Origin of the sequence: Caulobacter sp. DWP3-1-3b2, assembly GCF_049896325.1 — a bacterium.
In the GTDB taxonomy this organism is placed as follows: Bacteria; Pseudomonadota; Alphaproteobacteria; order Caulobacterales; family Caulobacteraceae; genus Caulobacter.
This window is the reverse complement of sequence record NZ_JAFCUB010000003.1, coordinates 119,106-135,846: the sequence shown is the minus strand read 5'-3', so window position 1 is coordinate 135,846 and position 16,741 is coordinate 119,106. Positions and strand designations below refer to the sequence as shown.

Sequence of the window (16,741 nt, the reverse complement as noted above, 5' to 3'; positions counted from 1 at the left end):
CCTCTCCGCCGACCGAGTTTCCGAATGACCGCTCCGACCACCGACCGCTTCGCCGCGCCGCGCCCCACGCCCAAGCCGGGCCTGCTCGACATCGCCGCCTATGTGGGCGGCAAGTCGAAGGTGGAGGGCATCGCCCATCCGGTGAAGCTGTCGAGCAACGAGAACATCCTGGGCTGCAGCGACCTGGCCAAGACGGCCTATCGTGACGCCGTCGATCGCCTGCACATCTATCCCGACGGCAAGGCCAGCGCCCTGCGCGCCGCCGTCGCCGCGCACTTCCGCCTGGAGCCCGAGCGCCTGACCTTCGGCGATGGCAGCGACGAGATCTTCGCCCTGCTGAACCAGGTCTATCTCGAGCCCGGCGACAACATCGTCCAGGGCGAGCACGGCTTTGCGGCCTACGCGATCGGGGCCCGCGCCTGCCAGGGTGAGGTCCGCTTCGCCAAGGAGCCGAACCAACGGATCGACATCGACGAGGTCGTGGCCTGCGTCGATGAGCGCACCCGGCTGGTGTTCATCGCCAACCCCGCCAACCCCACCGGGACCTGGCTGACGGGCGAGGAGATCCGCGCCTTGCACGCCGCCCTGCCGCCGTCTGTGGTGCTCGTTTTGGACGGCGCCTATGCCGAGTTCTGCACCGATCCGCGCTTCGAGGACGGGCTGGACCTGGCCCGCGACAGCGAGAACGTCATCGTCACCCGCACTTTCTCCAAGCTGCACGGCCTGGCCGCCCTGCGGGTGGGCTGGGCCTATGGGCCGGCCGGGATCATAGACCCGATCGAGCGCATCCGTCCGCCCTTCAACACCTCGATCCCGGCTCAGGACGCGGCCATCGCCGCCCTGGCCGACGAGGACTTCCAGAAGCGCTCGGTCGCCCTGGTCGACCAATGGCGGCCCTGGCTGACCCAGCAGATCGGCGGGCTGGGCCTGGAGGTCACGCCCTCGGCGGCGAATTTCGTGCTGGTCAATTTTCCGGACGTGGCCGGCAAGACGGCGCGGGAGGCCGAGGCGTTCATGGCCTCGAAGGGCTATCTGGTACGCGCGGTGGCCAATTATGGCCTGCCGAACGCGATTCGGATTTCCATTGGGTTGGAGGAGCACAACCGGGCCGTGGTGGACCTACTGGCCGAGTTCATCAGGCGATGAGCGGAGCGTCCGAATGATCCCGCCCGGCGTCCTCTATCCCAAGATGACCGTCATCGGCTTTGGCCTGATCGGCGGGTCGATCGTCCGCGCGGCGCGTGAGCAGAAGCTGGTCGGCGAAGTGGTCGTGGTCGACGCCAGCCCCGCCCACCGGGCGCGCGTCGAGGCCCTGGGCCTGGCCGACCTGGTCACCGGCGACGTGGCCGAGGGCGTGGCGGGCGCCGACCTGGTAGTGATCGCCACCCCCGTCCTGGCCACCGCCGAGGTCGCCGCCCTGGCCGCCGCCGTCATGAAGCCCGGCGCCACCCTGACCGATGTCGGCTCGGTCAAGGCCGGACCCGCTGAGGCCATGTACGCCGCCGCTCCGGTGGGCGTTCACGTCATTCCGGGCCATCCGATCGCCGGCACCGAGCACTCGGGCCCCGACGCCGGCTTCGCCGAGCTGTTCGAGAACCGCTGGACGATCCTGACGCCGAAGATCACCGACGACGAGGCCTACGCCCTGGCCGTGGCCCGGCTGTCGAGCTTCTGGCGCGCCATCGGGGCCAATGTGGAGCTGATGGACGAGAAGCACCACGACCTGGTGCTGGCCGTCACCAGCCACCTGCCCCACCTGATCGCCTACACCATCGTCGGCAGCGCGGCCGACCTGGAGAACGTCACCGAGAGCGAGGTGATGAAATATTCCGCCGGCGGCTTCCGCGACTTCACCCGCATCGCCGCCAGCGACCCGACCATGTGGCGCGACATCTTCGTGGCCAACAAGGACGCGGTGCTGGAGATGCTGGGCCGCTTCACCGAGGATCTTCAGGCCATGAGCCGCGCCATCCGCTGGGGAGACGCCGACACCCTGCACGACCACTTCACCCGCACCCGCGCCATCCGGCGAGGAATCGTCGCGGCGGGCCAGGAAAGCGCCGAACCGAACTTCGGGCGGGATCGCGGGAAGCATTAGGCTGTGAGCTGGAAACGCGTCCTTGGCCTGGCCCTCTGCGCCGTCGCCCTGGCGCTGGTGGTCTGGGGACTGTTCTTCGCGAAGCTGGATCGGATGGTGTCGATCAAGATCGACTTGCCGCCGGCCGCCACACCGAAGTCGCCGCCCGCGCCCAAGCCGGTCGATATCTTCATCGACGCGAAGGACGAAATCCGCGTCGATGGTCGGCCGTCGAGCCTGGAGACCTTGGCGAGCGACGTCGCCGCTGCCTCTACCGCTTCCGACAAAAGCCAGCAGCCGGTGAGAATTCGCGCCACGGACGCGGTGGAGTACGAAACCTACACGGCAGTGCTGAAACGGCTCGGCGACAACGGTTGGTATAAGGTCGGGCTGATCAACGACTAGATCGTCCAGGCCGATCTGTCCTCAGCCGCCGGATCAGTCTCAATCGCGCCGTGCCGAAATATAGCCGCAACACCCCGCGCAAATGGTCCCAAGGGACCTGCCCAGAAGGAAACACCCATGTGCCGCAAACTGATCGCCGCCGCCTTCGCCACGCTGACCACCCTCGCCGCCGGCTCGGCCCTGGCCCAGATGCCGTCCCCCGAGAAGATCCATAAGGCCTGGGATAAGAACGCTGATGGCGTCGTCGACAAGGCCGAATGGGTCGTCGCAGGCCGCAAGGAAGAGCGTTTCGCCTTGGTTGACGCCGACAGCGACGGCAAGGTCACCGTGGACGAACTGAAGACCGCCATGTCGAAGATGAGGGCGCGCCGTCAGGGCGACGCGCCGCAGACCCCGCCCGCCGACCACTAGAGCATTTCCTGACCTGACTGCGTCAGGCCGTGAGCTCTAATCTTCTGTTTTGACGCATTTTTCTTCACGCGAACCGGAACCACTTCGCTCGAAAAATGCTCGAGATCCTCGGCGCGAGCACCGCTCAAAGAAAAACGCCGCCCGGTCTTAAGACCGGGCGGCGTTTGGGGTGGGGATCAGGTGATGTGCTTGGCGCTGGGCGGATCGGACGCCGGGAAGCTTTCTTCCAGGCTCTCGTCGATCAGGGCTTCCTGGCGATCTTCGGCGATCTCCAGATGCTCGGCCAGTTGGTCGTGCTTCTCGCCCTCGGGCGGGGGCTCGACCGCGCGGGTGGTCGGGGTATTTTCGTTCTGGAAGGCTTCCTTAACGTCGGTCTCGGAGACCCGGTCCTCGGGGTGGCCGGGCTGGCCGAGGTCCTGGGCTTGCGAAAAGTCACCCAACACGCCGGGTTGCGAGCCGTCCTGCGGCACGATTTGGTCAGCCATGGTGATGTCCTCGAAATGGACCTTAACAACGGCTGTGGGCGTGGCCCGTTCCATGGCTGACAGCCGATGGGGACATGCTCATAGCCATGTCCCCAACCTATGCCGCCGCCAGACAAGCCTTCCGCAGATTGAGCAGCACCTTGGGCGTGTCCTTGCGCAGGCCTTCGCGCAGCAGGGCCCGAGGGATGGGCAAATCCACAGCCAGGCGGTTTTCATAGAACACCCGGGTGGCCGCGCCACCCCGCAAGGCCAGCAGCCGCCACTCGCCTTGCTCCACCTTTAGATCACCGCCCACCCGCTCGAAGCGGATGCGGGTGAAGGGCTCATAGACCGAGCGGAAGACAATGCGCATGGCCGGCAGGAACAGACTCCGGTGGGTGACGTGTTCACGCACGTCGGACCCCCGCTTGATGTCGCCCGAGACGATGGTGCAGCGGGCGAGGTTGGTGACCATCTTGCCGGCTGTGACGCAGTCGGTCATCACGCTCCAGACCTTGGCCGGCGAGGCCTCGATGTCGATCACCGCCGAGACCTTGCCCGAGATCCCGTCTGGATCGGGGGTGACCTCGGCATAGGCCTCGCCGCGCGCCAAGGCCGCCTGGGCCTTGGGCGACAGGGCGGCGGCGTGGGCGGAGGTGGCCAGGGCGATCGCCGCGGTGAGGATCGCCACGAGGTTTCGTAAATGCATGCCGTGTCTCCTTTCGCAGGAGGTACGGGGTTGGGGGCGCGGCGGACGCCTCCCCGTTTCACGGGTGAGGACGGATCGCTACCGTGCGGCGGTCAGGACCCGAGCCTTGGCCTCGACGGCCTCGACGCCCTTCAACGGATCCCCGGCCTCATCGAGCATGGCGTTGAAGGTCTTGAGATCCTTGGTGCTGATCTTCTGCACACCCTTGTCCTTGGCCCATTCCAGCCCGATCAGTTGACCCAAGCGACAGGCCCTTGGCAGCAATGCGGGCTGTTCGGTCGGACCGCCCTTGACCAGCAACTTGCCGACGATGTCGTTCCAGTTGGGCGAACCGCCGAAACAGAACGGCAGGTGATCGCAGGTTCCGGTCCAGAACCGCTTGTACCAGCGCCGGTGCTCGTCGGTATCGAAACGGATGGCGTCGGTCGGCTTGACCATCATGCGACAATCGGCGCGCACGAAATCCGCCGCCTGGACACTCGAGGCCGTTCCAACGCAGATCACGGCCGCGACGGCCGCCAAAATCCTACCCAACGCCAACGCAATTCCCCCAACACACGCCCAACCGCTCACCCTTCGACGCCCGCGCACTTATGCGGAACACGGACTAAGACTGATCTTTCGACAAAAATGCGGCGGTGGCTTCAATAGCCTCGACGAGACCGACGCGTTCGATTGTCACGCCCTCGGGCAGGCTGGAAAACAGGCGGGTGGGCGCGGCGGCGTCCAGCATCACGAACACCCCCTTGTCGTCCGCCCGCCGGATCAGGCGACCAAAGGCCTGACTGATACGGGCGCGGGCGGTGGAGTCGTCATAGCCCTTGCCGCCGAACCGCGCGCGTCGGGCCTTGTGCAGCACGTCGGGACGCGGCCAGGGCACGCGGTCGAAGACCAGCAGGCGCAGGCTGCGGCCCGGCACGTCGATGCCGTCGCGGATAGCGTCGGTGCCCAGCAGGCAGGCGTCCTCCTCGGCCCGGAAGATATCAACCAACGCCCCGGCTTCCAGAGGATCGACGTGCTGGGCGTACAGCGCCAGGCCGGCGTCCGCCAAGGGGGCCGCGATACGCTCGTGCACGGCCTTCAACCGACGGATGGCAGTGAACAGGCCCAGGCCCCCGCCGCCGGCCGCCAGGAACAGCTCGCGCATCGCCGCCGACACCTGGCGAGGATCGTCCTTGCCCACGTCGGTGACCACCAAGGCCCGGGCGTGGTTGGCGTAGTCGAAGGGCGAAGCCAGCTTCAGCACCTTGGGCGACTGCGGCAGCCGCGCGGCGCCGGTGCGCATCTCGGCCAGGGCGAAGGGGTCCTCCAACGCCGGATCCGTCAGGGTCGCGCTGGTCACCAGCACACCGTGGGCAGGGCTGAGCACCGCCGCCCGCAGCGGCTCGGTCGGATCGACCCAGTGCCGACGGCACGCGGCGTCGACCACCCGCCCGTAAAGGAACGTCGCCTCGAACCAATCCACGAACTCCGGATCGTCCTCGGCGTCCTCGTCGATGGCTTTCAGGATCGAGCGCCAGGCCGGCAGGGTCATGCGGCACCGGCGGTCCAGGCCGCGCAGGGCGCCCTCGATGCGCGCCCGCTCGGAGGTGGGCAGGGTGTCTGCTTCCTCGTCGAGCACGTCCTCGAGGTGGCGGGCCAGGGCCAGCAGCGGAGCCTCGACGGCGGCCAGGGCCTGCGCGGCCTCGCCGGCCCGCTCGCGCACCAGCTCGATGGCCGGACGAGCGGCGCACTGCAGCCCCTGCTCTGCCGCACCCGGACGATCGGTGACGCGGGCGCGCAATTGTTCGATCACCGCGACCAGGAAGCTCTCGATGGGGCCGATCGGATTGACCTGGCCGTCAGGCGGCGCGATGCGACCAGACCACCCCTCACCCGGCAGGACAGCGGCGGCGTGCAAGGCGGCGTTCAGCGCGGCGCGCGCGCCCTCGCGGTCACCAATGATGTCGAGCAGCCGGGTCTCCAGCCCCCGCCCCCGCCGGCCGCGTCCCTCGGGACCTCGCAGCCAGCGCCGCATCTCCGCGGCCTCGGCGCCGGACAGGGCGGCCGAGAAGGCGCTGTCGGCGGCGTCGAACAGGTGGTGGCCTTCGTCGAAGACGATGCGCTTGAGCGAGGTGGTCTCGTTGTCGCCTTTCAGGCCGCGCGCCGCCCGCGCGCCATCGAAGGCCGCCTGGCTCAGCACCAGGGCGTGGTTGGCGATGACGATGTCGGCGCGCTTGGAGGCCCGAACGGCTTTTTCGATGAAGCAGACGCGGTAATGCTGGCAGCCGGCGTGGATGCATTCGCCGCGCCGGTCGACCAGATTGGCCGGACCGGCCTGGGCGGAGGGCGGGATGGCGAACAGGGTCGGCAGCCAGGCGGGGAAGTCGCCGCCGGTCATGTCGCCGTCACGGCTGACCCGCGCCCATCGCGCCGCCAGGGCCAGGCCGATCAGGTCGCCATTGCCCAGTTGGGCGGTGTTGACCTGCTCCTGGAAGTTCAACAGGCAGATGTAGTTCTCGCGGCCCTTGCGGACCACGGCCTTGCGCGCCCGCACCAGCGGGTCGGGATAGATCGAGTGGCTCTCGCGCTCGATCTGGCGCTGCAAGGCGCGGGTATAGGTGCTGATCCACACCGCCGGGCCGTTGGCCTCCGCCCACAGCGAGGCGGGGGCGAGGTAGCCGAGCGTTTTGCCAACCCCGGTTCCAGCCTCGGCCAGCATCATGCGCGGCTCACCCTCGCGCTCGCGGGGCGCGAAGGCGAAAGCGGCTTCGCGGGCGAAGGTGTCCTGAGCCTCACGCACCTCGTCCAGGCCCGAGCGCTGCAGCAGCTCCTTCAGCCGCTCGCTGGCCCGCTCGGGATCGACCGGACGGCTGCCGGGTTCGCCGGGCGGGGCCTGGTCTTCCCATTCGGTGGCGCGCGCCCAGACGTCGAGGCCAGAACTGCGAAACTGGTTGCCGACCGGAACCGAGCGCAGGGCGCCGACCACCGCCGGACCCCAGGCCCAACCCGCGCGGGCCAGGGTCTCGGCGACCGCAAGCGCCTCCTCGCGGGAAGGACGCGGGGTCAGGGCCAGTTCGCGCAGCAGGGCGTCGGCGGCGTCACGCAGGGTCTGGGCCTGGGCCGGCGCCCCCTTGGGCTCGGGCAGACCCAAGGCCGTGGCCAGTCCCACGGCCGACGGCGCGCAGAAGGTAGCGGGCCGCGTGAAGACATAGAGCTCCAGCACGTCGAACACGCCTCGCCCCCGCGACGGCGCGTGCAGATTAAGCCGTTTGGCGGTCATAGCCGCGTGAGCGACCAGGACGGGGCCATGCTCGAACAGGTCGCGCGCGTCAGGCGTGCGCAAAGGCCGTCCGCCGCCGTCTTCGCCTGGACGGCCCGGGCTCCCGTCGGCATAGCCCGCCCGCGGCCCGGGCAAAACGACCAGGGCGGGGGCCAGTTCAAGGGTGGGAATCTGCGCGCTCACAGGGATTTAATTAGCGCGGTTCGCATGGAAACGGAACGGGAACATGCTATACGCATCACAATGCTCGCGGCTGACGCCCTTCCCCCCCGCTTTTTAGAGTGGTTCGCCGCGCGTGGTTGGGCGCCGCGACCCCATCAGCTCGCCATGATCGAGAAGGGGCGGCAGGGGCGTGACGTCCTGCTAATCGCCCCCACCGGTGGCGGCAAGACGCTGGCGGGCTTCCTGCCCAGCTTGATCGAGCTGACCGAGCGCGCGCCGCGCAATACGCCGGCCGGGGTCCACACCCTCTACATCTCGCCGCTCAAGGCCCTGGCGGTGGATATCGAGCGCAATCTGGCCACGCCGATCCGCGAGATGGGCCTGAAGATCACCGCCGAGAGCCGCACCGGCGACACCGGCGAATCCCGCAAGGCTCGCCAGCGCCTGAAACCACCGGACATTCTGCTGACAACGCCAGAGCAGTTGGCGCTGTTCTGCGCCTGGGAAGGCGCGCGCGACTATTTCGCCGACCTCTCGTGCGTGATCATCGACGAGGCCCACGCCATGTGGCCCAACAAGCGCGGCGACCTGCTGGCGCTGGATCTGGCGCGGCTGCAACGGTTCGCGCCGAAGATGCGGCGCGTAGGCTTGTCTGCGACGGTGAATGATCCGGACCTAGTGAGACGGTGGCTGGGCTTCCACCGCGAAACGCCTCCCCCCGTGGGGGAGGCGACGCGAAGCGTCGGTGGGGGGAGTCTGACGACGCAGCCCACTCCCCCCTCCGTCGATCTGCAGTCGACACCTCCCCCACAGGGGGAGGACCTAATGGACCACACGGTCGATCTCGTCCTCGGCGCGGGCGGCGCGCAGCCGATCGTCGAGGTGCTGATCTCCGGCGGCAAGGTGCCCTGGGCCGGCCACACGGCCGAGCACGCCATGGCCGAGGTCTATCAAATCATCAAGTCGTCGAAGACCGCCCTGGTCTTCGTCAACACGCGCTTCCAGGCGGAGTTCGCGTTCCAGGAGCTTTGGAAGCTCAACGACGACGGCCTGGCCATCGCCCTGCACCACGGCAGCCTGGCGGCCGAGCAACGGCGCAAGGTCGAGGCGGCGATGGCGCGGGGCGAGATCCGGGCCGTGGTCTGCACCTCCACCCTGGACATGGGCATCGACTGGGGCGACGTCGACCTGGTGATCCAGCTGGCCGCGCCCAAGGGCGCTTCGCGGATGGTCCAGCGCATCGGCCGCGCCAACCACCGGCTGGACGAGCCGTCGCGGGCCCTGCTGGTGCCGGCCAGCCGCTTCGAGATGCTGGAATGCCGCGCCGCCGCCGACGCAATCCTCGGCGGCCACTTGGACGGTGAACCGGCCCGCACGGGCGCGCTGGACGTGCTGGCCCAGCACGTCATGGGCTGCGCCTGTTCCGAGCCGTTCGCCCTGACCGCCCTCTATGACGAGATCCGCACCGCCGGGCCGTATGCCGAAATGGAGTGGGAGGACTTCGAGACCGTTGTCGATTTCGTCTCGACCGGCGGCTATGCCCTGAAGAGCTACGACAAGTTCCGCCGCATCGTGCCTGGTCCCGACGGCCTCTGGCGTGCCCGCAACGCCCAGACCATCCAGCGCCACCGGATGAATGTCGGCACCATCGTCACGGCCGCCGTGGTCAATGTGCGCGTCGGTGGCAAGCGCTCCATGGGCGGGCTCAAGGTCGGCGAGGCCGAGGAAGGCTTCTTCGAGCAGATGAAGCCGGGCGACACCTTCGTGTTTGCCGGCCAGGTCTGGCGGTTCAACAGCCTGGTCGGCACCGACGCCTTCGTCAGCCCCGCTGCGGATAAGGATCCGATGATGCCTGCCTGGGGTGGGTCGAAGTTCCCTCTATCGACCTATCTGGCCAGTCGGGTGCGGGCGATGATGCACGACGAGCGCGAATGGGCCGCCCTGCCCGCCGACGTTCAGGAATGGCTTGGCTACCAGAAGCTGCGCTCAATCATGCCCGGCGAGGACGAGCTGCTGCTGGAGACCTTTCCGCGTGGCAAGCGCTTCCACCTGGTATTCTACAGCTTCGAGGGCCGCCTGGCCCACACCACCCTGGCCATGCTGCTGACCCGGCGGCTGGACCGCATGGGGGTGGGGCCGCTGGGTTTCGTGGCCAACGACTACGCGGTCAACATCTGGTCGCTGAAGTCGATGGAAGAGCTCGATCTCGACGAGTTGTTCGCCCAGGACATGCTGGGCGACGACCTGGAGGCCTGGCTGAACGAGAGCTTCCTGATGAAGCGCGCCTTCAAGGCCTGCGCCCTGATCAGCGGCCTGATCGAGCGGCGGCACCCGGGCGAGGAAAAGTCGGGCCGCCAGGTGACCTTCTCGACCGACCTGATCTATGACGTGCTGCGCCGCCACCAGCCCGATCACCTGCTCCTGCGTTGCGCCCGCGCCGACGCGGCGGCCGGCTCGCTTGACGTCGGGCGGCTAGGCGACATGCTGGAACGCATCCAGGGCAAGATCCGCCACGCGGCGCTGGATCGCGTTTCACCCTTCGCCGTGCCGATCATGCTGGAGATCGGTCGCGAACGGGCGCCCGGCGACGCGGCCGGCGAAATGATCCTGGCGGAGGCCGAGGACGACCTGATCGCCGAGGCGATGTCGTGAGCGATTCCATCAGAAACGAGTGTTTGGCGTGAGTACCCTGAGCTTCAACATCAGTGATTGCGGCGGTCTGAAGATCGAAATCTTCGGCACGCGCGCCACCCTTCGCCATTCCGGCGCTTTGTGGCTGGAGGGCCATCGCACCCTGGTGGTCGCCGACCTGCACTTCGAGAAGGGCAGTAGCTACGCCGCCCGCTTTGGCCAGATGCTGCCGCCCTACGACACCCGCGAGACGCTGGACCGGCTGGAGCGGGAGCTCGCGGCGCTGTCGCCCGCCACCCTGGTGTTCCTGGGCGACAGTTTCCACGATGGGGCGGGCGAGGAACGGCTGCCGCCCGAGGACCGGACGCGGATCGCCGCCCTGGCCCTGGGTCGCGAACTGGTTTGGGCCGTAGGCAATCACGATGAGGACGGGCCGCGCACCCTGCCCGGCGCGGTGGTCGATGAGGCGGTGATCGCTGGCCTGACCTTCCGCCACGAGCCCCTCCACGGCGATCAGCCTGGCGAGGTGGCCGGTCACCTGCACCCGGCGGCGCGTGTCACCAGCGGCCGGGCCAGCGTGCGGCGGCGCTGTTTCGTGACCGACGGCGCGCGGCTGGTGCTGCCGGCCTTTGGAGCCTTCACGGGCGGGCTGAACATCCTGGACGCCGCCTTCGCCCCGCTGTTTGGGACACCCCCCCTGGCGGCGGCGCTGGGCCGGGGGCGGGTGCATGCGGTCGGCTGGAAGTCGCTAAGGCCGGACTGACGCGCCCTGCCGATCCCGTTTGCGCCTGGTTAGAGGTGGAGGGCCTGTTCGAGCGCGAAGGCCAGCGAAATGGCGGCGCCCGAGGTCAGCAGAGTACGCAGGCGAGGGCGCCAGGCGGGGCCCTCGTGATTGGTCACGTCCCACAGCCACTGCAGGATATAGACGAGCAGGAAGCCCGAGATCTGCCAGGCAGGCTCGAATTTCAGCCCGCCCAGTAGCAGGCCGAAACCAGCAAGCGGAAACAACAGCGACAGCCCCAACGTGATCCAGCGCGGACTCGACCGCTCGATCTCGAGACCACAGCGGATACCGCCGAGGTAGGACAGCATGGCGGTGGAATAGGCCAGCAAGCTGATCAGCGCGACCTGACGCTGGCCGATCGGACCGTAGCAGAACAGGGCCGAGCAGACGACGAACGGCACGAGCGTTGCGAGGCCACACACCCAGACGGCCAGTGGCACTGGCACGCGATCTTCATGTGCGTGGTGAGCCGCTGCTTCAAACGCCATTACAACTCCTTCAGGAGACGGTCTTCGACCGCGGCTCCCGTTCCCCCCGGAAAGGACGACTATTGCCGACCCGGCCTCATAGGTCCACGGAGGATATTTAGCCGCTTCTGACGGCCTTGTGGAGAAAAATGACGCGGCCTCACCTTCGCCAGGCCGAAATGCCTAGCGCGAGAAGACCGATAGGCGGCCGAGGGTGTCGCCGTCGAGGACGCCGGTGGCCGCCAGGTTCTGGTCCCGCTGGTAGGCGGCGATCGCCATCTGCAGGGCTGGCGATGACGCGCCGTCCTGCGGACCCTGGTAGTAGCCCAGTTTCGAGAGCGCGCGTTGAGCGGTCGCCAGGCCGGCGCTGGGCGCGGCCAGGGCGGTCTGGACCGGTGCGACGGTGGCCTGGGAGCGGTAGCCGCTGGCTGAACGCTCGGCAATCCGCTGACCCTCGGCCGTCAGTTGACCACGCAAGGCCATGGCGCGAGTGCGCGAGGCGTTATCACCGGCCTTGGCGGCGATCAGGTACCACTTGTAGGCTTCAGACGGGTTCTGACTAACGCCCCAACCGCCTTCATAAAGCTGAGCCAGATTGAACTGGCTATCGACGAGACCCAGGTCGGCGGCCTTGCGGAACCAGTTGGCGGCCTTGGTCGAGTTCCGTTCGCCGCCTTCGCCCTTATAGTAATAGAGGGCCAGATTATGCATGGCGCGGGCTTCGCCGGCGGTGGCGGCGCGTTCGGTCCAGCGGCGGGCCTCGGGAAGATCCTTCTTCACCCCGCCCTCCCCGACTTCATACATCTTGGCCAGGTAGAACTGGGCGCGCGGCAGACCAAGATTGGCGGCCTTGCGCAGGATATCCAAACCCGTGCGGTCCTTGGATTCAAGGCGACGGACGCCGTCCTCGTAGAGGGCCTGGGCGTTCTCGGCCGCCGGCGGGGCGACGACGAGCTGGGATGAAGCGTCAGCCATCGGCGCCTGCGGAGTCAGGGCGATGGCAGCGCGGGGAGCGTCGGGACTGGTGTCGGCTTCGGAAGACCGGATCTCACCGGCCGAGGCCTTGGTTTTGCCCTCGGCCACGCGCTCGGGCACGGCGCCGTTGCCCTGGGCCACGCTCATGATCACGCCAGCGGCGGCGACACCCATGCAAGCGGCGGTGGCCGAGACCATTAGGGCGGTCTTCATGATTGACTTGGACTTGGCCTTCTTCGCCGAATTCTTGGCGCCGAAGCTTGCAAACAATGAGACGCCGGGGGTCTTGGCCTTCTTGGGCCTGTCCTTGCCCTTGACGTCACCCGCGGCGGCGGCCTGGCGAGCGGCCGCGCGGGCCTGCTCGATCACTTCGCGAGTCGATAGCGGTCGCGACGGCTCGACCGGCGGTTCTGATGCGGCGAATTCGAGGTCGGGGAAATCGGCGTCGTATTCGGCCGCCGATTCGAAGGCCGGCTCTGGTTCGACCGGCGCGGCGAGACCGAAGCCATCGGCGGCCGCGAAATCCTCCTCGCCGAACTTGGGTTCCAGCGGCTCACTGGCCGGGAAGGCCGGCGCTTCGAACACCGGGGCGTCAAAGGCCTCCGGCGCGGCCGTGCGCGCGGGTGTCGAGGCGAAGCTCGGCGCGAGAGCCGGAATAAATGCGTCGGCCTGGTGGAAGACGTCTTCGGGAACGGCCTCACCACCGAACGAGTAGCGCTCGCCGTCGAAGGGCGACGGGGCGGGTTGCGACACGGGCGGGGCCGGTTCGGCGCGACGCTGAGCCTCAGCTAGCTTGGTGTCGATCTTCTCGCGCGCCTCTTCGAGCATGCGCGCGGTGCGCTCCTCGCTCAGGCGGATGCGATCGACCAGTTCCTGCGACGTGCGCTCATGGCGCTGGCTCAGGCGGTCGGTGACGCGGGTGACCTGATCGCCGACATCGTCGATGGCCAGGGCGTTGCGGCGCTCAGCATTGCTGATGCGCTCGGCCAGCTTTTCGGTGATCCGGGCGATTTCCGTGCCCAGCTTTTCCAGGGCCTGGGCCTGGACGCTGTCGGCGCGGTGCAGTTTCTGCTCGACGGCGGTGGCGATGCGGGCGACCTCACCGCCGACCTGCTCGATGGCGGCGGTGTTGCGGGCTTCCGACGTCTGCACGCGGCGGTTCAGGGCGTCGGCCATGCCGACAACCTCACGGCCCATGCGTTCGATGGCTTGGGCCGAGCGCTGCTCGGCAGCCTGCACGTGGGCGGTCATTTCGCCCAGCTTGCGCTCCATGCGGTCGAAGCGGCCGTCGGCGCTTTCGCGCAGTTTGGCGGCCATCTCCATGCGGGCGGCCTCCATGTGCTGGGTCAGGCCGTTGGACAGATCGTCCAGGCGCTTCTGGACGCCTGCGCCGACATCGCTGGTCTCGACGGTCTGCAGACGGCCATCGAGGGCCGTGAAGGAGGCGCCAAGGGCCTGGAGGGCCTCGGTGGTGCGGGTTTCGGCGGCTTCCAGGCGCTGGCCCAGACGAGCCACCACCTCATCGACCAGGGCGGTCGGATCGACCGCGCTGGCCCCGGCGCCAGCCTGGTTGTCCAGGCGGTTTTCCAGGTGAGCGATGGTCTCGCGGGTGCGGGTCTCGCTTTCGTAGAGGTGGCCAGCGACCTTGCCGAGCGCGCCCTCAAGGGCGCGCAGGGCCTCGGCGGAGCGAGGACCGACGGCTTCGGCCTCCATGCGGCGCAGGCGTTCGGCGTTGCGGACCGTGTCGGTCCTAATGTTATCGACCGCGCCTTCGAAGCGAGCGGCCACGGCCACCTGCTCGCGCTCGGCCTGGGCCAGGCGCTGCAGGGCGCCGCGCACGGAATCATCGATGCCGGAGATGGCCTGGGCCGACCGGGTCTCGGCGGCTTCGATGCGGTTGGTCAGGCGATCCAGGGCGATCGCCACGCGACCAACCTCGTCGCCCGGATGCTCGGGCGCCTCGATACGGGCCGGAGCGTCGCGGCGGCTCGTCTCATAATAGGGACTGTTGGCGGGGATCGGACGATCGACCAAGGCGTCCAGGGTCACCCCATCGACGCCCTCGCCATCGATGATCATGCGATTCAGCCATTCGCCCAGGGTCATCCCGGAGCGACGCGCGAGGTCCTTAGCGACCTCCCGTGCCTTGGGGTCTATCCCCTTTACGCTCCATGGCGCTGCGGCCGTCATTTCGAATCGATCTCCCAAACGCTCTGGGGACCAACGCTAGACACCGATTCCTAGCGTGTAAACGCAACCAAAAACGCTACATATAGCGTTGATCGTTCTTTGCTGTGGATGGTTAACAGGCACAGGTCCGAATCTATGTACCTAAGATTCGGCCCAACGTGGTTAACGGACGTTAACCATTTACACGGCCGATTGTCGCAGGCCATGAGGGGCCGATGGACCTGACCACGACAATCGCGGCCGCACTGGCCGCCCTCGCCCTGACCGTGTTTTGCGGCTGGCGCGGGGGGCTTCCGCTCAATGTTTTAAAGGGTCCGCGCATGATGCCGTGGCGGCCGCTGATGGTCGCCGGCGCCGTGCTGGTGCTGTTGCTAACAGCTCACGCCCTCAACCTGCTGGGGCTGAAGACGGGCGACCCGCGCTACTAGGTCGCGGCCGTTTCGTCAGGCCGGAGACGCCGCCCGACGACAGCAAACCGATATCGGCGAGCAGAAAAGGGATCGCCCACTTGTGAGGCGCGGCAATGTAGCGCGGCTGCCAGACCGGATCGTACTTGTCCTTGTACCGCCGTACGCCCTGGAAATTATAGATTTCCTCGCCGCGCTCGTAGAGCAGACGCCCCACGCGCGACATGATCGGGGCTAGCGGCCGGTCATCCAGGCCGGCCAGGGGCGCGACGCCGAACTCGAACGCCTGGTAGCCCTGTTCCTTGCCCCAACCCAGCAACTCGACGAACAGGTAGTCCATGACATTCTTGGGCGCTTCCTCGGAATAGCGCATCAGGTCCATCGAGAACGACACCTTGCCCGCCGTGGTCCAAAGGGTGGCGAAGGCGACGATCTGGTTTTCGACCCGCACCAGGGCGACGGGGAACTCGGCGACATAGCGTGGCTCAAAGCCCCCCATCGAAAAGGCTTTCTCGCCCCCGGCGTGGTGGCCCAGCCAGACGTCGGAAATGGCTTTGAGGTCGTCCATCACCGCACGGACCTGATCGGCGGGTATGACCTCGAAGGCCGCCCCGCCTTCCCCGGCCTTGCGCCAGTTACGGCGCAGCACCTCGCGGCGGCGGCCGGCCATGGAGAAGGCCTCCAGCGGCACGGCGGCGCTCTCGCCGGTTTTTTGGATGGCCAGGCCTAGGTCGACGCTGTCGGGCAGGTCGCCTGGGCCTAGGGCGTAGAAGCCGGCGCGGGCGGCGTGGGCGTCGGCCAGTTCGCGGAACCGCCAGAAGAGCTCCATGCGCTCGTCCTCTCGGCCCACGGGAGGTCCCATGGCGATCCACGAGCGGCCGCGGACGCCAAACATCAGGAAGCTCTCCCCCGAGGCCGAGAACAGAAAGCGCTTGTCGCCCAGCAGCGCCAGGTTCGATGGCGGCTCGGCGGCCTCGGCCTTGGCCAGGATGGCGCGGACCCGGTCGAAGTCCGGATCGGTGTCGTCGACCACTGGCGGGGTCGCCGGGGTGGAGATCAGCCGCCAGACGCCTATGCCCATCAGGGTGATGGCGGCGGCGGCAGAGGAGCGGATGGCGCGGGCCACGTCCTTGTCGCCGATCATCTTCATCACCGACTGGTCGGCATATTCGGTGTGGCGGAAGGTCCACCAGCCGCATAGCGCCACCCCGCCCAGGGCGGCGGCGGCCGACAGCAGCCAGCCGGGCGTGATCTCCATCCGAAACAGCGCCGCCTTGCGTGGGAAGGCCTCATGAAACGGCAGGATCGCCAGCAGGATAGCGGTCAGAATGACCGTCTCTTCCCAGTTCAGCCCCTTGAACAGCGCCAGGATCGCGCCCCCGGCCAGGCAGACCAGCGCCGCCCACCAGGCCGCGTCGAGGCGCGAGCGCAGGCCGAAAGCCAGCAGGATGAGGACGAGGCCGAGGATCGACGAGATGAAGTGGCTGACCTCGATCAGCGGGCCAGGCGCGATGGCCACCCAGATCGCGAAGCGGGTCGGCTCCGAGGGCGTCGCGCCGGAGGCCAGCAGCAGGATTCCCGCGCTCGCAGCCAGGATGGCCGCCAGGGTCGGCGCAACGGCCAGGGCCGCCGGTCTCAGTTCAGGCGCGGACGGCATCTAGACCCCTGGGAGGCGAATCCCGAGCGGGACACGTCATCGGTCCCCTGTATAGCCCGGCTTGCCGACCAGGGTCGCCCGCCACGTGATAAACGGCCGTTTGAATCTTGGCTTGCCCCAGCCGTTTCCTGGCGTAGTCT

Annotated in this window: 14 protein-coding genes; 7 read left to right on the top strand and 7 right to left on the bottom strand. The window is 67.9% G+C overall.

Annotated elements, in window-relative coordinates; all coding sequences use genetic code 11:
- Nucleotides 1-24 precede the first annotated feature (24 nt).
- From hisC to ACP7AG_RS03205, 4 genes are all read left to right on the top strand, one after another.
- Entirely contained in the window at nucleotides 25-1,146 is a 1,122-nt protein-coding gene (hisC, locus tag ACP7AG_RS03220; RefSeq protein WP_426029763.1) for a histidinol-phosphate transaminase, read from the top strand.
- 13 nt (nucleotides 1,147-1,159) lie between these two features.
- Nucleotides 1,160-2,098, top strand: coding sequence for a prephenate/arogenate dehydrogenase family protein (locus ACP7AG_RS03215; protein ID WP_426013595.1), 939 nt, complete (start codon nucleotides 1,160-1,162; stop codon nucleotides 2,096-2,098).
- A gap of 3 nt (nucleotides 2,099-2,101) precedes the next feature.
- Nucleotides 2,102-2,482 carry an ExbD/TolR family protein gene (locus ACP7AG_RS03210; protein WP_426013596.1) on the top strand — a complete coding sequence of 127 codons (381 nt, stop codon included), beginning with the start codon at nucleotides 2,102-2,104 and terminating at the stop codon, nucleotides 2,480-2,482.
- Between the two features lie 117 nt (nucleotides 2,483-2,599).
- On the top strand, nucleotides 2,600-2,893 hold the full coding sequence (locus ACP7AG_RS03205; protein ID WP_426029762.1) for an EF-hand domain-containing protein: 294 nt from the start codon (nucleotides 2,600-2,602) through the stop codon (nucleotides 2,891-2,893).
- A gap of 176 nt (nucleotides 2,894-3,069) precedes the next feature.
- On the opposite strand, the gene ACP7AG_RS03200 is transcribed toward ACP7AG_RS03205, so the two are convergent.
- The 4 genes from ACP7AG_RS03200 to ACP7AG_RS03185 form a co-directional block, all read right to left on the bottom strand.
- Nucleotides 3,070-3,378, bottom strand: coding sequence for a hypothetical protein (locus tag ACP7AG_RS03200; protein WP_426013600.1), 309 nt, complete (start codon nucleotides 3,376-3,378; stop codon nucleotides 3,070-3,072).
- Between the two features lie 97 nt (nucleotides 3,379-3,475).
- Nucleotides 3,476-4,066: an SRPBCC family protein gene (locus ACP7AG_RS03195; protein WP_426029761.1), complete on the bottom strand. Its 591-nt coding sequence runs from the start codon at nucleotides 4,064-4,066 to the stop codon at nucleotides 3,476-3,478.
- Nucleotides 4,067-4,144: 78 nt separating this feature from the next.
- Nucleotides 4,145-4,507 carry a hypothetical protein gene (locus tag ACP7AG_RS03190; protein ID WP_426013604.1) on the bottom strand — a complete coding sequence of 121 codons (363 nt, stop codon included), beginning with the start codon at nucleotides 4,505-4,507 and terminating at the stop codon, nucleotides 4,145-4,147.
- 166 nt (nucleotides 4,508-4,673) lie between these two features.
- Complete coding sequence (locus ACP7AG_RS03185; protein ID WP_426029760.1) at nucleotides 4,674-7,511, bottom strand: ATP-dependent DNA helicase; 2,838 nt, start codon at nucleotides 7,509-7,511, stop codon at nucleotides 4,674-4,676.
- A gap of 60 nt (nucleotides 7,512-7,571) precedes the next feature.
- Here ACP7AG_RS03185 and ACP7AG_RS03180 point away from each other — a divergent pair, with 60 nt between their 5' ends.
- Together ACP7AG_RS03180 and pdeM are read left to right on the top strand one after the other, a co-directional pair.
- Complete coding sequence (locus tag ACP7AG_RS03180) at nucleotides 7,572-10,142, top strand: ligase-associated DNA damage response DEXH box helicase (RefSeq protein WP_426029759.1); 2,571 nt, start codon at nucleotides 7,572-7,574, stop codon at nucleotides 10,140-10,142.
- A gap of 28 nt (nucleotides 10,143-10,170) precedes the next feature.
- Nucleotides 10,171-10,884, top strand: a complete 714-nt coding sequence (gene pdeM / locus ACP7AG_RS03175) for a ligase-associated DNA damage response endonuclease PdeM (protein ID WP_426013609.1) — start codon at nucleotides 10,171-10,173, stop codon at nucleotides 10,882-10,884.
- Nucleotides 10,885-10,913: 29 nt separating this feature from the next.
- Here the strand turns inward: pdeM and ACP7AG_RS03170 are convergent, their stop codons facing one another.
- Both ACP7AG_RS03170 and ACP7AG_RS03165 read right to left on the bottom strand, forming a co-directional pair.
- On the bottom strand, nucleotides 10,914-11,393 hold the full coding sequence (locus ACP7AG_RS03170; protein WP_426029758.1) for a DUF3429 domain-containing protein: 480 nt from the start codon (nucleotides 11,391-11,393) through the stop codon (nucleotides 10,914-10,916).
- 162 nt (nucleotides 11,394-11,555) lie between these two features.
- Nucleotides 11,556-14,426, bottom strand: a complete 2,871-nt coding sequence (locus tag ACP7AG_RS03165; RefSeq protein ID WP_426029757.1) for a peptidoglycan-binding protein — start codon at nucleotides 14,424-14,426, stop codon at nucleotides 11,556-11,558.
- A 326-nt stretch (nucleotides 14,427-14,752) separates the two neighbouring features.
- Between ACP7AG_RS03165 and ACP7AG_RS03160 the strand changes: the two genes are divergently transcribed.
- On the top strand, nucleotides 14,753-14,965 hold the full coding sequence (locus ACP7AG_RS03160; RefSeq protein WP_426029756.1) for a hypothetical protein: 213 nt from the start codon (nucleotides 14,753-14,755) through the stop codon (nucleotides 14,963-14,965).
- Here the strand turns inward: ACP7AG_RS03160 and ACP7AG_RS03155 are convergent.
- Entirely contained in the window at nucleotides 14,925-16,601 is a 1,677-nt protein-coding gene (locus ACP7AG_RS03155; protein ID WP_426013616.1) for a phosphatidylglycerol lysyltransferase domain-containing protein, read from the bottom strand. The two genes, ACP7AG_RS03160 and ACP7AG_RS03155, sit on opposite strands and share 41 nt — an antisense overlap.
- Nucleotides 16,602-16,741 lie beyond the last annotated feature (140 nt).

Excerpts from the sequence above, each read along its gene's own strand:
- ACP7AG_RS03180 (WP_426029759.1), top strand. The coding sequence starts at position 7,572 with ATGCTCGCGGCTGACGCCCTTCCCCCCCGCTTTTTAGAGTGGTTCGCC.
- ACP7AG_RS03155 (WP_426013616.1), bottom strand. The coding sequence starts at position 16,601 with ATGCCGTCCGCGCCTGAACTGAGACCGGCGGCCCTGGCCGTTGCGCCG.
- ACP7AG_RS03215 (WP_426013595.1), top strand. The coding sequence starts at position 1,160 with ATGATCCCGCCCGGCGTCCTCTATCCCAAGATGACCGTCATCGGCTTT.
- ACP7AG_RS03170 (WP_426029758.1), bottom strand. The coding sequence starts at position 11,393 with ATGGCGTTTGAAGCAGCGGCTCACCACGCACATGAAGATCGCGTGCCA.
- ACP7AG_RS03190 (WP_426013604.1), bottom strand. The coding sequence starts at position 4,507 with ATGATGGTCAAGCCGACCGACGCCATCCGTTTCGATACCGACGAGCAC.
- hisC (WP_426029763.1), top strand. The coding sequence starts at position 25 with ATGACCGCTCCGACCACCGACCGCTTCGCCGCGCCGCGCCCCACGCCC.
- ACP7AG_RS03195 (WP_426029761.1), bottom strand. The coding sequence starts at position 4,066 with ATGCATTTACGAAACCTCGTGGCGATCCTCACCGCGGCGATCGCCCTG.
- ACP7AG_RS03200 (WP_426013600.1), bottom strand. The coding sequence starts at position 3,378 with ATGGCTGACCAAATCGTGCCGCAGGACGGCTCGCAACCCGGCGTGTTG.
- ACP7AG_RS03165 (WP_426029757.1), bottom strand. The coding sequence starts at position 14,426 with ATGATCATCGATGGCGAGGGCGTCGATGGGGTGACCCTGGACGCCTTG.
- ACP7AG_RS03205 (WP_426029762.1), top strand. The coding sequence starts at position 2,600 with ATGTGCCGCAAACTGATCGCCGCCGCCTTCGCCACGCTGACCACCCTC.
- ACP7AG_RS03160 (WP_426029756.1), top strand. The coding sequence starts at position 14,753 with ATGGACCTGACCACGACAATCGCGGCCGCACTGGCCGCCCTCGCCCTG.